The sequence below is a fragment of the Desulfobacula sp. genome (genome assembly GCF_030611305.1).
Taxonomy (GTDB): Bacteria; Desulfobacterota; Desulfobacteria; order Desulfobacterales; family Desulfobacteraceae; genus Desulfobacula.
Genome location: NZ_JAUWQB010000085.1, coordinates 1 through 14,770 on the forward strand (window position 1 = coordinate 1; position 14,770 = coordinate 14,770).

The window sequence follows — 14,770 nt, forward strand, 5'->3', positions numbered from 1 at the left end:
TATGATCAGGGACTTTTCAGAGTATGCATTAAAACTCTATTCAAAAACAGACACCTCGGATATCCAGATGGAATACTGCCAGAAAATGATTAAAAAACCGGTAAAGGATATAGAAAGATTCTCAAGAATCTGGGAACATCACGTAATTTCATTAAAAGACTCCTATGAAATGAATCCTTGATAAATCAAGGACCAAAGAACAAAAGCTCCTTCACGATTACGCATGGCACGTAGGTATTTCCCGCCTGCACGAGTGTGATAACGGTCACAACCGGTTCATTTTTGTTGGAATTTTGTGGTTCATAGATGATCCTTAAAAGACCGCAGTCCCTTCAGCGATATTAATTAATGCTGAAATAACGTATGTCACAGCAATTGTCACAGCAGTGTCACAGCTCCGCGTCACAGCTTGTCATAGCTCCGATAAAATATAATGACGAGTTGGGTCTGTTGGTCCTGTTCCTGATTCTTTTATTATTCTCTTATCCAAAAAACATTTTAAATCACGTTGCAAGCTACGTCTGTTCACGTCGGGGCAAAGTTGTTCAAAATCCTTTATTGTAAGTTTCCCATAGGCTAACAAAAATTCTATAGCTTTGCCTTGTCGTTCATTTAAACCATACTTTTGCACCATAACATCTCTACGGATCACCTGTTCGCCACGCTCTTTGACCTCAATCATTTGAGTTTCCAGACCAATGATAAAATAATCCAGCCATCCGGTCATATCCATGTCGTTTTCACGAACGCTTTGGATTTTTCTATAAAAGGTGGATCTGTCACGATCATAATATTCACTGATGGTGAACAGACGTTTGAAATCGTATCCTGCCTTGTAAAGACAGAGGGTTGACAACAACCTTGAAGCTCGCCCGTTACCGTCAAGAAAAGGATGAATATGGACCAGTTGGAATTGGGCAATGCCACTGATTAAAACCGGATGGATCTCAAGATCCGAATTAAGCCATTTCACCATTTCAGACATCATGATGGGTATTTCAACCGCAGATGGAGGGGTATAAATCACCGCTCCTGTTTTAGAATTCATCACATAATTTTGTATCCGTCGGTAAGCACCGGGATCAGCCTTTCCCCCTCGAACACCCTCGACCAGTTTTCGATGGATTCCACTTATCATTCCTTCGGTAATGGGATCTCCACTATCCAGGCATTCGGAAACAAACCCAAAGGCTGAACGGTAATTTAACAGCTCGCGGGTATCATCCGGGTCGGCCTCGGGTACGGCTTCGCCTTTCCATAAGCGTTCAGCCTGATCCAGCGTCAGTCTTGTCCCTTCGATATGGGTTGTATGATGTGCCTCTTTGATAAGGGCTTGGTTTCCCATTTCCCGAACCCAGTCATCGGATAATCTTGCGGCTTCCAGAAACCCCCGCGCACGTTCAATTTGGGTGATGGCTGATGTCATGCGGTTGGTTATGGTAAATTTAGGAACAAACTGTTTCATGACTCCTCCGCCGCATGTGCAGCCCTAAGCCGTGTATAAACCTTTTCGGAAATCCACTCGGAAACCAGGAGAAAAAATTTCCCTCGTACCAATTCCGCCTGGCTTTCATCTTTTTGCTGAAGATCTGAAAACTGTTGCCCTGATGCTTTGTTAAGAATGCTGTCCAAAGCTTCGCCTTGATACTTGTCCTTGTATAATTCATGCTTTTTCAGCACATCGAATTTGGTTTTTTCAAAGACACAGTCAAAACGGAGTAACACAACCAGCGGAAGCATGACCCTTTCATACTGGGGAGGGCTATAAGGCCCGCGCAGCAAATCAGCAATGGACCAAATAAAATTCGACAATTCATGACTCTTGCTCATATTTCATCTCCGGACAGGTTTAATTCATTGCTTTCAATCTTGTTTTTGCAAAGCTGTTTAAAAACGTTTCGAGCCATTTTGGATGGGTTTGTTTTTCCATTTTCCCAACGATTCACAGTAGCAAAGCTGACACCCAAAGCCCGGGCAAGGTCCTCCTGGCTGAATCCAAGCTGCCTGCGCACTTCTTTAACTATTTTTGAGAATTTTTCTGGTTCGATGGTCATTGCATCATCTTATATTGTTATTTGTTCCAAATAGACTTAATTGAATGAATATAACATTTGCTATAGCATGTGCAAGAGAAATTGTTTATAATTTGAGGCTGTGATACCTGCCCGTTGTCCTTTTTATCCTTTTTGACTGACTGGAATTATACAAATTCTTCATATCGGGTTAGAAATTTAGAGATGATTTGGCTGGGACTTTCTTTCAAAAGAGCCAGACCTCTTTCACTGATTTTGAAATGGGCTCTTTTAGAAGAAATTAGGAGTTTAGCTTTTTTTAGATAAGTTCCGGCCCAACCAACTCTATTCCGAAATATGGGTTGTCGACCACTTGGCAACAGCTCCCGCAATTCCGTATCAGTTAATTCAAACTACTTTGCCAATGCATCATGGATTTCGCTTAAACTATGTTCATTGCCATCCGAGAGATACCCAAGGAACGGTAGCATTATTTCTTCATATTTAGGGATCATAGACTCCTCTTTTTTGACCCGATTAACACTCCAAATAAGCGGTTTTATCCGCTTCATTTGGCTTGTTGAAATTTAGAATATAAAAAATAAAACTCTAAACAAATCAACTCGATCTCTTAGACAAATCTATGCCGATTACCTCAATATCATCTACATTCGGATAATCTGCTGAAATCTGTCTCCAATATTTCTGAAGAGCCATGGTTAGTTCCACAAAGTTTACACTAACACCATCAAGCTCTTCCCAACTTTTCTTTTCGCCCCGATACACGAGCACAAATACACCACGATTTGATCGGTTGTCGCGCAAATAATCACCACAAAGTTGATTTTCAAGACGCTCGAAGAGCTTTGGTCCACTCCAGTTATCGGCGAGCTTTAATTCTATGGGAACAGGTTGATCAAAACCTACCCCATGAAATCTCAGGTCCGGCCTTTTGGCATCGGCCAATTCCTCTTCCTGAGGAATAGAATAGCGCCCGAATGCTTTCTCTCTAAGTTCTTTTCCGATAAACTTACGCATATCAGTTTCCAGCGTTACTGCTTTTAGAATATTTGCGATGCTACTATCCCCGTGTTCCAAATCATCTTTGAGATCAAGAATTCGAAAAATTGCAAGTTCAGCTAATTCCCTATGATTGCTGGGTGTGCACTCCAGTTTATTGTAAAATTCTCTGACATCTGAAGCTGGCCAAGGCTCCATATTTCCATCCTGTTCAGCTTTTTTCTTTGCACTCAATAAAATCCAGGACCGAGATTCTTCGTCAGGATGTAATTTGGCTATGTCACAAAGCGCTAAAAAAGACTCTTTGCCAGGAATTTGATTCAACAAATTAAACAAACTACTCCGAGCATCTTGTGCATTATCTCTCAAACCTGGTGAATAGGTTCCAGCTCCAGCCCGATTTATATCCTCTTCTCGTCGAATGTATTTGTGCATCAGCAGGTATAGTGATTTCAGGTGCTCAGGCGTTTTAAATGCTTCTCTCACATTAGCTCCTCTACTTATACGACCACCTAAAAGCTGAGTTATAAAAATCATGGAAAACAATGTTTGCTTCGCCGGATCAGTTATCTGTTTTATTTTGGTGTTTAAAGATGCAATACCGACATGAGAATCAACACCTACCCAAACGGCAAACCATCGAGCAACGTGTTCCAGTTTTTTTAAACTACGACATTTTCGAGCCGATAGCTTCTCAATTAGCTTATCCGATAAGGTTGAACCTTGAATAATTTTTAGTAGGTCGTCCAAATTAGACAGGTTTTTGGGTTCTTTTTTTAATATATCATAGATATGGCTCCCCAATTTATCCCAAGCCCACTGACCTGACCAGCTCAAGTCGCTTATGATGTAATGAGTGTCTTCTTTTTGTTGTTCTATTGACAACTCATATTTGATTTCTTGTAATAAAAATTTACATACAATATCAGAGTGCATATCATAGAGTCTATAAAACCATGTCGGAAATCCGTTCAGTTCAAAAGACGCATACTCACATGCGAGTTCAACTTCTCCAGCACTTAAATTTTCTGGCCAACCTTCGATTTCATTAGCCTCAATTTCGAGGCCTGTAAGTCCTATGATGACAGCATAGGGTGTTTGATTAAAAGGGGCGCCTTGAGACCGCACCTTAGGTTTATGATTCCGCCAAAAGGAAACAGTGCCATCTCTATAGAACCTGGCAATTTTTTCACCGTATTCTGTAATCAGTGTTTTCCAGTTGTATTCGGTCCACCTCGATGATGATCTTTTTTTATTCCGCCTATCCCGAGTCTGGTCGAATAAATAGTGTAACGGTCTTGTTAGAGTTCCAGGATTGTTTTGGAGTGCTGCTCGAATCTCGTCAAATTTGTCGTTAAGAAATTTCTTCCAATCTGCATGATATTTTTCTGTTTTTCTTCTACGGGCTTCAGCCTCCTTTTTCCACTTGGCTTCCTGCTTTTTCCAGCGGCGTTCCTCTTTGCTTTTAGGAGAAGGTCTCAAATATGAATTCAATCGTTCCGACAACTCATCATTACCCAAGACAAGTTTTTTTAATTTCATACGCCATGCCCGGGGTCTATTAGTTTCTCTATAAAGGCGAAAGGCTATTGATAACGCCACTAATTTGTTGTCGAGAAATGTTTGTCGATTAACCTCCTCAGCTACAGTCTCAAAATCACTTGCTTGAAAACGCCAGATAGACCCGAAAATAGATACCCGCCAGAAGTCTGTCAATCTCTCTCCATGCTTCTTTGCAACCCTTTCTCTCGATTTTTCTACTTCATACCAGAATAAACACCAATTCAATTCTTTCCATGAGGGGACAAGCTGTGAGAAATCAACCTTAATTTTGTTTAAGTCGTTGCTCTCGTAATCGCGTAGAGTTGTGAATTTATGTAGAATTGCAAGACTATCTATTTCAAGCGATGCAGGATGATGAGTCAAGATCAATCGTTCTACCGCTTTACATGCTGGTAATATCAACCATTTAAATTTCTCTGAAACATCGCAATACAGATGCTCGATCATCGGCGGAAGACTAAGTAAACTGTTTAAGCCGGAGACAAGTTGTGGAAGAAGTTCTATTTTAGCCGCACCTACAAGTTCTGATACCTTTTCTGTTAGAAGATCAACACTATAACGTTTCTTTGGTCCAACCTTTTCCAAGCACGCTAAGAGCCAAGTCAAAGTCTTTGCTGTCAGTTGTATTCCTTCAAGAAGTTCAGCAAGCCATTCTCGCTTCAGTTCTGATGATTCCATTAAAAAACTCTGCCGAATCTTTTCCATATCCTCGTCGGCTCCTATTGCAATAACGGCTCTAAATGCCGTCATGCGAGTATACTTTTCAGCAGTGGGCATTAGCGAAAACTTCATAGCTTCAGGTAAAGCCAATGTAAGCTGACCCAGCCATACCATACGTAGAAGAAATGCAACCAAATCTTCATTGTTCTCATACTTTCTGATCAATGCGCGTACGTCATCAGTTAAATCAGGATTTGCAAAACGTAGAACGGCTGCATAATCATGCATGGAACGACCAGTGGCTCCTTTCTCCATTTGCTCGCACACTTCGCGTAAAATATATTGGCGCACCTCCAAAGGTAGCTGGCTGGGATCACCACCTTCAAAAATAATTTCGGGTGCCACTGTACGAACTCGTTCCCTAATTTTTTCGTCCAAGATTACCAACCAAGGCAAAATTGGACGTAAGGTTGGAACAACAATTTCCAAACCATATTGATTTCGAAAAAATAGCTTTTCGATAGTGCGTCTTGATGTCTCACTCTCAAGTAATTTCGTGAACCATTCGGCTGTTAGGTACTCTCGTACTGATCGATGGTGAAAGCGAACCGTGCCATAAATTGCCTCGTCAAATATTGGCCTTGACAGCAAAGTTAATTGATCTTGGTCATCCCAATCGGGAAGCACAGATTGAACTGCTATTCCTTCAGAATTTTTTGCTCCGTCAGGAACCCTAATTGTTTGATTTTGAACCAGTGTTGTAGCTGCCGATAAAATTCTCAAACCTTCACGGGCGCGCTCTGCTGAAAGCGGATAGGTTTCTGCACGGTCTTGGTCACGCTCAACCAGCCTCAGATCAATGCTGTTTTGCATGAGCTCTAAACGGGTTCCAATCCTACCTTTGTCGATCCAATATTCAGTAAGTTCTTCTAAATCCTGGGGGCGTGATGTAAAAGACCATGCATCAGCCCTTTCTACAGCCTCAAGGAAAGATTTGGCATCTTCAATCCCTCTATCTTTGGCAAATACCTCAATTTGTTCAGACGTTAAATCATCAAATGAAACTATCTTAAAAGTAGATTTGTCTCTGTCGTTCGCTTTTGTTTCGGTCTGCAATCTTCCTTCGGGGTCAGGTTCAGCCTGCAAATCACTTTCTGATGAGATAGGTGCAACATAAGGGAATTGGTTTGTACAATACGAAAGATCTGATAAAGGTCGCCATGCTGTTGTTCGACCAGTTATAATAATATGCGTCCAGTCTTTGACATTATTAATTCTCCTGCTTAATTTTCGAATCGCAAGTTCAAAATCACGTGGATTTCGAAGCCTGGCTTCGTCTATCGAGTCTAATAGAAGCCACCCCTCCTCACCAGATATCAGCCAGTCTTCAAAAGCCTCAAAAGTTCCTACTTCAAAAGCGTCCTCGAAATCCAAAGGGATGTTTTCTAACCGAAGGAAGAAAGCTGGTTTCCCCTGCTCTCTAAGCATACGAGCAACGTTCTGAATTTCATAGGTTTTGCCAGAACCATCTTCTGACAAAATTATTAGACGATACTCTTTGATGAGACCGGGCCAGCTTAGACGCTCTCCGGTACCTAATAGTCGGCTGATATCTGAGTCATCGTTCTCAATGCCAGTTTTTGACAATTCATGAAAGGTTCTATTGAGTTCGATAAACTTGCAGCTTAAATTGAAGTTAGTTGTTTGTTTCATCTCATTTGCTTTTTCTATATCAGGTTTTCGTGTAAAAGAATCCTTCACAAAACATTTATTTTTAACAAGTAATTAACCGGTTGTCCGCATATTATTCAAATTATTAATAATCAACCGCATATCTTTAAAATATGGGGCATATCTGACTATGTAAATTAAAAGAAATCTGAATCAAAATATCGTATCAATATCTCTGAATTCTGTAAAGAAATTTCAACAAAATAAACTGGCTACATAATTGGAGACACAGATTATTTTAGAAGACTCAGTTCCATTCATTTTTTTTACACGTCTTGATTTAATCTTACCGAGGAGGCCGGGTTAACGCAAAACAACCATTTTAAAACTTGTGTTTTTTATGAATATTTTTTCTTTTACATGCTATTGCACTGGCTGAAGAGTTGCATAATATTGATTTTTATGGTTTATCACAGTCATGAAAAAAAGATTTTATTCTTCAAAAAAACTCTATAAAAAACCAGAAAACCGGCCGGACATAAAACCAATGAAGCCGGGTTCTGACAAATCTTTAAGACATGTATTTGAAAAGATAGGAACCCCGGATCAAAATCGATTCACACCCGACCCGTTTCAAATTCAAGCCCTTAAAGCAATAAAGCAATCTGATTGCCTTGTCACAGCCCCCACAGGTGCCGGAAAGACATGGATCGCTGAACAGGTTGCCCGGAAAATAATGCAACAGAAAGGAAAGGTCTGGTACGCTACACCTCTAAAGGCTTTGACCAATTCCATCCATGCCCAGTTTTCAAAGCTTTTCGGTAAAGAAAATGTCGGCATTCTTACGGGTGATATTAAGGAAAATCCAGATGCCGCAATTGTTATCGGTACTACGGAGATCTTACGAAATCAGCTTTATGATGCCATGTATACCGGTGAAAATTTAACCTTTGATCTGATTATTCTGGATGAAGCCCACTTTCTTGGAGACGAACAGCGAGGCGTGGTCTGGGAAGAAATCATGATCTATCTTCCCGTTCGAATTCCTTTGCTGTTACTTTCGGCAACCATTGGAAACCCTTTTCAGATCGCAAAATGGCTTGAATCCATCCGGGGTAAAAGATGTCATGTCATTGAAAACCATGACCGGCCAGTCCCTCTTTTCCCTCTTTTTATGCACCCTTCAGGAACCCTTTTCCCTTTAATGGGACCTCCTGCCAAAGGCCAGAAACAAAAACTTCATAAAAAAGTCTTTAAATTTGCAAATGCAAAAAACAGGCCCTTGATGTCACATACAAGACAACTTCCCCCATTTGCAGACATCCTTAACATCCTGGACAGATATCATTTGCTGCCGGCCATCTTTTTTTTAAAATCAAGAGCCGAATGTGATCAGGCCATAAAACTTTGTAATTCAAATTTATTATCTAAAAATCCAGAAAAAAAAGAGGCCCTGCGTCACAGGATCAATGAACTGGTATCAGGGAATCCTCATCTGGCAGATCACAAACATCGATCCTTTCTTGAACAGACAGCCACAGCATCCCACCACAGCGGTCATCTTCCTGCATGGAAGGTGGTGGTTGAAACCCTTATGGCAGGAGGGCTTTTGGATGCCATGTTTGCGACATCCACAGTGGCGGCAGGGGTTAATTTTCCTGCACGGTCCGTGGTCGTCCTTAATTCCGACCGGTTTAACGGGGTTGAATTCATGGGATTAACCCCCAGTGAATTTCAACAGATGTCAGGAAGAGCCGGGAGAAGAGGCATGGATAATATTGGATTTGCCATTGTTTTGCCTGGCAGATTCATGGATTTAAATTATGTCGCAAAATTAATCAATTCCCCTCCCCTAGATATTGAAAGCCAGATCACCATCAATTTTTCCATGGTATTAAACCTGTTGATGTCCCATAATCCTGATCAGATAAAACTGCTTCTTGAAAAATCATTTGCATCACATTTGATCCTGTCAGGTAAAAAAAAGGGGGGAAAAGCAAGGAAAAAATTCGGCACAGGCCTTGAACTTCTCTGGAATGATTTTATTGACCATATGGACTTTATGGCCGAAGAAAATTTTGTTACAGATGACGGAAAACTTACTGAGGATGGCCTCTGGGCTTCAAAGCTGAGACTTGACGCTCCGCTTCTGGTTGCCCAGAGTATCAGAAGAAATCTCTTGCCACAGACTGATCCTGCTTTATTGGCTGCCATTATTGCTTCCTTTGTCAATGAAAAAGAATTTACAGATGATCCGTTATACAATAAAGCCCTGCCCAAACGCTTAAAGGAAGCCTTTCTGGATGCAAGAAAAGGATTAAAACCCTTTGCCATTAAGCTTTTGGAAAAAGGCTTTGATGCCCCCAATCTGTTTATTCAGCCAAGCCTGCTGATCTATCTCTGGGCTCATGATGAACCATGGGAAGATATAGTCATTCAGTCAGATTTTGCAGAAGGAGATTTTGCTCGATTGATTTTAAGAACCGGTGAAAACTTAAGGCAGATATCAAAATTGGAAGAAAACTTTCCTGTTATTGCCAAAACGGCAAGAGATGCGATAGATTGTATATTGAAAGAACCGGTTGTGACATTTTCCAATAAAACTTAAACCCAGAATTAAAGGAGAATATAATGAAACAGATTTTTTCAAAAAAAGCCCCTGCCGCCATTGGCCCGTACTGCCATGCAATTGTTCATAACGACATGGTATTCTGCTCCGGTCAGATCCCCCTTGATCCTGAAACCATGGAGATTGTGGGGACCCATATTGAAGCACAGACAGCCCAAGTCATGAAAAATATTGAGACTGTATTATCAGAAGTTGGTACAAGTCTGGATAAGATCGTAAAAGCCACCATCTTTTTGGATACCATGGATGATTTTTTGGGGATGAACAAAGTATATGAGGCATGTCTTGCGGGCCACAAACCTGCAAGATCCGCATTTGAAGTGGGAAGGCTGCCAAAAGACGCCCTTATCGAAATAGAATGCATTGCTGTTATTGAATAAGGAGTTGTAAGAAATGACCCAAGATACAAAAAAAGTGATCTATTCCATGATCAATGTAAGTAAATTCCATGGTCAAAAACAGGTGCTCAAAGATATTTCCCTGTCCTATTTTTACGGAGCAAAAATCGGAGTCCTGGGGTTAAATGGCTCTGGTAAAAGTTCGTTGTTAAAAATATTGGCTGGCCTTGATACTGAATTTCCCGGCGAGACAATCCTTTCCAAAGGATTGACCGTGGGTTTACTTGAACAGGAACCCCTTGTTGACAGCCAGAAGACGGTTAGACAGATTGTTGAAGAAGGGGTTAAAGAGACCGTTGCTCTGTTAAATGAATATGAGAAAATCTCAGAAGAATTTGCCAATCCCATGTCTGATGATGAGATGGACAAGCTCATCGAAAAACAGGGAAAAATCCAGGAAAAGCTGGATCACATGGATGCCTGGGACCTTGATTCCAAGCTGAAAATGGCCATGGATGCATTGCGGTGTCCCGCCGGGGATACGCCGGTCAATATAATTTCGGGTGGTGAAAAAAGACGGGTTGCCCTTTGCAGGCTGTTACTGCAAAAACCTGACATTCTCTTACTGGATGAGCCCACCAACCATCTTGATGCCGAATCTGTGTCCTGGCTTGAAGAACATTTAAGCCGGTATGAAGGAACTGTTATTGCCGTCACCCATGACCGGTATTTTCTGGACAATGTAGCCGGATGGATTCTTGAGCTGGACCGCGGAGAAGGAATCCCCTGGAAAGGCAATTATTCTTCATGGCTTGATCAAAAACAAAAACGGCTGGCCACTGAGCAGAAATCAGATTCCAAACGTCAGCAAACCCTTCAAAGGGAACTTGAATGGATCAATATGTCTCCCAAAGGCAAACGGTCCAAATCAAAGGCCAGGATCAAGGCCTACGAGGAGCTTTTAAAAAAGGATGTCAAAGACCAGGAACAGACTATGGAAATATTCATTCCGCCAGGTCCAAGACTTGGAGAAAAGGTCATTGTGGCTAAAAATATTTCCAAGGCTTTTGAAGACAAGCTCTTGGTCGAGAATATGAACTTTGTCATCCCCCCGGGCGGAATCGTTGGTGTTGTCGGACCCAATGGAGCCGGTAAAACCACACTCTTCAACATGATCACGGACAAAGAAAAACCCGACTCGGGAACAATTGAACTGGGTCAGAGTGTCAAGATTGCCTATGTGGATCAGGAAAGAGATACTCTTGATCCTGACAAAACGATTTTTGAAATAATTTCGGATGGAAATGATAAAATGCTCATTGGCGGCAGAGAATTAAACTCAAGGGCCTATGTGGCAAAATTTAATTTTTCCGGATCTGACCAGCAAAAAAAGGTGAAAGACATCTCCGGAGGTGAAAGAAACCGGGTCCATCTGGCCACCATGCTGAAGCAGGAAGCCAACCTTTTGTTATTGGATGAGCCCACCAATGATCTGGATGTCAACACCCTGCGGGCATTGGAAGAAGCCCTGGAAAACTTTGCCGGATGTGCCGTTATTATCAGCCATGACAGATGGTTCCTGGACCGTATTGCCACTCATATCCTGGCCTTTGAGGGAGACAGTCAGACTCTGTTTTTTGAAGGATCATATTCCGATTATGAAAAAGACCGAAAAAAACGACTTGGGATAAAGGCGGGCCAACCAACCCGGATAAAATACCGGCAACTCACCAGGTGATGATTTAATTTGAAACCATCCATATTAAATAAAGGGATCGCGCAAATCCATATTGCCGTTTTCCTTTTCGGATTTGCAGGGCTTTTCGGCAAGTTTTTGTCCTGCAGCCCCCTTTATATTGTCCTTGGAAGAACCTTTTTTGCTTCCATTGCACTCTTTATATTTTCACGATTTTTTTCAAAAACCGTATTGTTTGCTTTTGGTAAAAAAGAAATTTCCTTTTTCATTTTCCAGGGAATCCTTCTGGCGGTTCACTGGTGGAGCTTCTTTCTTTCCATTCAGATTTCAAGTGTGGCTGTGGGGCTTGTCACCTTTTCCACATTTCCTTTATTTGTGACGTTTTTAGAACCCCTGTTTTTCAAAGAAAAGCTGAAAACAATAGATATTTTTATCGCCGGTGCTGTTTTTGTCGGCATTTTTCTTGTTATCCCGAATTTTGATTTTTCAAACAATATCACCAAAGGCGGATTTTTCGGGATCATTTCCGGATTTACCTTTGCACTCTTATCCCTTGTAAACAGGAGAAATGCGAGAATCTCCGATTCTATTGCCGTGGCATTTTATCAAAACCTTTTTGCAGCCATCTTTTTGATTTTGCCAATCTCAACCCTGCAAGTTGAACCTCCGCAACTCTCCGATCTTCCCAACCTCATCTTTTTAGGCGTTGTTTGCACAGCCCTTGCCCATACATTATTTATAAAATCACTGACCTTTATAAGGGCACAAACCGCAGCCGTCATTGCAGGGCTTGAACCGGTTTACGGAATCATTCTTGCTTTTTTCATGCTCAATGAAATACCCCAGGCAAGAACCCTTGTTGGAGGTTTGATTATCATCGGCACAACCATTCTTGCAGGCCGCCTAAGTAGTGAACACTAGCCCTTCCGGAGAATAAAAAGCCCTTTAATACCTTCCTAAAATTCTAAGATTTTCCGATCTCTCCTGAAGTTTTACCATGACAGGTGCAAGGTCAGGATGTTCAATATCAGCTTCAATATCTACATAGAACATGTATTCCCAAGGCTTCCCAAGCATGGGGCGTGATTCCAGTTTGACGAGATTGATCTGATATTCTGAAAACACCTTCATCACTTCAAATAACGCTCCGGGTTTATTGCCGGTGGAAAAAATGATGGATGTTTTGTTCACTTTTCTATGGCCTTTGATCTCTTTGGCAATGATGGCAAACCGTGTGTAATTCCTTGGATTGTCTTCAATAGACTCTTCAAGGATATTCATATTAAAAATCTTTGCCGCCATGGTTGATCCGATGGCCGCAGCATGTTTGTCATCGGAATCCTTGACATGCCTCACTGCACTGGATGTGGCCTTTACAGGGACCAGTTCAATATCAGGATATTGATCCAGATAATTTTTGCATTGTGAAAATGCCGGTGGCGGCGCAAGGATTTTTTTAATATCATTCTTTGAAACATTTTCATGGACAATTAAAGCATGTTTAATCCTTATAGTAATCTCTCCGATTATTTTGAGATCATATTCCTGGAGCAGATCAAAATTCTCATGGATGGACCCGGAAAGAGAATTTTCCAACGGGATAACGCCATATTGGCAGTTTCCGGTTTGAACAGCATGAAAAATATCTTTAAATGTTTTCATTGGAACAGGGGTGACCTCTTCGCCGAAATAACCAAGGCTTGCCTTATGGCTGTAAGCACCATACTCGCCAATAAAGGCGGCCGTATTTGAATCATCGGCTTTGGTATTATTGATCATTTCTGATTTTTTCAAATAATCAAAATCAAGCTGTTTGCCGACAACCGGTGCAATCACATAGATATCCCGTGTCAATTGACCGAATTGTTCCGGATAAAGGCTCTGGGGCCCGTCTGAAAGCGCATGGTCCGGGTCGTTGTGAACCTCAATCATAAGGGCATCCGCCCCTGCTGCCACGGCAGCCCTTGCCATGGGACTCACTTTTTCCCTGATACCGGTTGCATGACTTGGATCAATGATAATGGGCAGATGGGTCAATTGTTTCAGGACCGGAATGGCGGATAGATCCAATGTATTTCTTGTATAAGGCTCAAAGGTTCTGATGCCTCTTTCACAAAGAATAACATTGTTGTTGCCCCCTGCCATAATATATTCTGCAGACATCAGCCATTCCTGGATTGTAGAGGCAAGTCCCCTTTTCAGCACAACCGGTTTATCCATGCGACCGACACATTTTAAAAGCTCAAAATTCTGCATGTTACGGGCACCGATCTGAACCACGTCAACATATTTCATCATCAAATCCGCCTGGGACACAGATGTGATTTCCGTGACCACTCCAAGTCCTGTCTTTTCCCTGACATCGGCCAGAATTTTCAAGCCCTCTTCTTCCAGTCCCTGAAAGGAGTATGGCGAAGACCTGGGTTTATATGCACCCCCCCGAAAGAGAACAGCACCATATTTTTTAACCTCTTTTGCAATGGTCATGGCCTGGTCATGGCTTTCAACGGCACAGGGCCCTGCCACAATGACAATCCGGTCTGCCCCCACTACAACATTCCCGATTTTCACCTTGGTATCTTCTGATTTAAACTCCCGGCTGACAAGCTTATAGGATGTTGTTATCGGGACAACATCAGCAACCCCGTCTATTTGTTTAAATTCATCCAGGCTCTTTTTGGTTTTGCCGATGATTCCGATTATATTTCTGCCGGCATCCGTGATTTCACGTGTGATACACCCTTCATCGGAAAGCATGTTTTTAATTTTGTCTTTCTGATTTTGAGTCATGTTGCTTTCAAGTACAAGAATCATTTTCTCCCCCTATTAAATTACATAAAAAAAGGCCCCGGGAAATCTTTCCGGGGCCTGAAAACTAAAAAACCCCGGGTGGTTTATATGTCCACCCGGGGTCTTATTTAACTAAGAAATAAAACGTCACACCGGATGAACGCTCCTAAAAAAGAAAAAGAAGCGTCCAAAATTAAATATGTTTATGTGTGTCATTTTATTCATTTTTTAACCAAAATTTTTAAACACACTACAGATAATTTCAATTCTTGTCAATATCAAAAATTATCAGTAAATATCCTGGCCCTGAGGGCCAGGCTTTGGGTTTACCCCTGGAAGGGGATTAGTATGCCTTGGCCCCCTAAAGGGGCAAGGAGAGTTGTCGCCCACT

General features: G+C 41.7%; 9 protein-coding genes and 2 pseudogenes. 5 read left to right on the top strand and 6 right to left on the bottom strand.

The annotated features are described in order from the left end of the window. A pseudogene (locus tag QAI40_RS14035) lies at positions 1–181 on the top strand (acyl-CoA dehydrogenase); the annotation flags it as partial. A gap of 231 nt (positions 182–412) precedes the next feature. Here QAI40_RS14035 and QAI40_RS14040 read toward each other — a convergent pair. The 5 genes and pseudogenes from QAI40_RS14040 to QAI40_RS14055 all read right to left on the bottom strand — a co-directional run bounded on the left by QAI40_RS14040 (position 413) and on the right by QAI40_RS14055 (position 6,968). Then, complete coding sequence (locus QAI40_RS14040) at positions 413–1,465, bottom strand: Fic family protein (protein WP_299983165.1); 1,053 nt, start codon at positions 1,463–1,465, stop codon at positions 413–415. Beyond that, on the bottom strand, positions 1,462–1,830 hold the full coding sequence (locus QAI40_RS14045) for a type I restriction-modification system subunit M N-terminal domain-containing protein (RefSeq protein WP_299983163.1): 369 nt from the start codon (positions 1,828–1,830) through the stop codon (positions 1,462–1,464). The genes QAI40_RS14040 and QAI40_RS14045 overlap by 4 nt, the downstream gene beginning before the upstream one ends. Continuing rightward, complete coding sequence (locus tag QAI40_RS14050) at positions 1,827–2,054, bottom strand: helix-turn-helix domain-containing protein (RefSeq protein ID WP_299983161.1); 228 nt, start codon at positions 2,052–2,054, stop codon at positions 1,827–1,829. Before QAI40_RS14050 ends, QAI40_RS14045 begins: the two co-directional genes overlap by 4 nt. A 146-nt stretch (positions 2,055–2,200) precedes the next feature. Further along, a pseudogene (locus QAI40_RS17200) lies at positions 2,201–2,413 on the bottom strand (winged helix-turn-helix domain-containing protein); the annotation flags it as partial. Positions 2,414–2,630: 217 nt separating this feature from the next. Then, positions 2,631–6,968 (bottom strand): NACHT domain-containing protein, encoded by a 4,338-nt coding sequence (locus QAI40_RS14055; RefSeq protein WP_299983159.1) that lies wholly within the window; start codon positions 6,966–6,968, stop codon positions 2,631–2,633. A 436-nt stretch (positions 6,969–7,404) separates the two neighbouring features. On the opposite strand from QAI40_RS14055, the gene QAI40_RS14060 reads away from it, so the two are divergent. The 4 genes from QAI40_RS14060 to QAI40_RS14075 are packed head-to-tail and all read left to right on the top strand — an operon-like array spanning position 7,405 to position 12,510. Next, positions 7,405–9,534: a DEAD/DEAH box helicase gene (locus QAI40_RS14060; RefSeq protein ID WP_299983157.1), complete on the top strand. Its 2,130-nt coding sequence runs from the start codon at positions 7,405–7,407 to the stop codon at positions 9,532–9,534. Positions 9,535–9,557: 23 nt separating this feature from the next. Next, positions 9,558–9,935 carry a RidA family protein gene (locus tag QAI40_RS14065; protein WP_299983155.1) on the top strand — a complete coding sequence of 126 codons (378 nt, stop codon included), beginning with the start codon at positions 9,558–9,560 and terminating at the stop codon, positions 9,933–9,935. A gap of 13 nt (positions 9,936–9,948) precedes the next feature. Next, a complete protein-coding gene (gene ettA / locus QAI40_RS14070) occupies positions 9,949–11,631 on the top strand; it encodes an energy-dependent translational throttle protein EttA (RefSeq protein WP_299983153.1) in 1,683 nt (560 codons plus the stop codon). 9 nt (positions 11,632–11,640) lie between these two features. Continuing rightward, positions 11,641–12,510 carry a DMT family transporter gene (locus tag QAI40_RS14075; protein WP_299983151.1) on the top strand — a complete coding sequence of 290 codons (870 nt, stop codon included), beginning with the start codon at positions 11,641–11,643 and terminating at the stop codon, positions 12,508–12,510. Between the two features lie 24 nt (positions 12,511–12,534). On the opposite strand, the gene aroF is transcribed toward QAI40_RS14075, so the two are convergent. Then, positions 12,535–14,403, bottom strand: a complete 1,869-nt coding sequence (aroF, locus tag QAI40_RS14080) for a 3-deoxy-7-phosphoheptulonate synthase (RefSeq protein WP_299983149.1) — start codon at positions 14,401–14,403, stop codon at positions 12,535–12,537. Between the last annotated feature and the right edge of the window lie 367 nt (positions 14,404–14,770).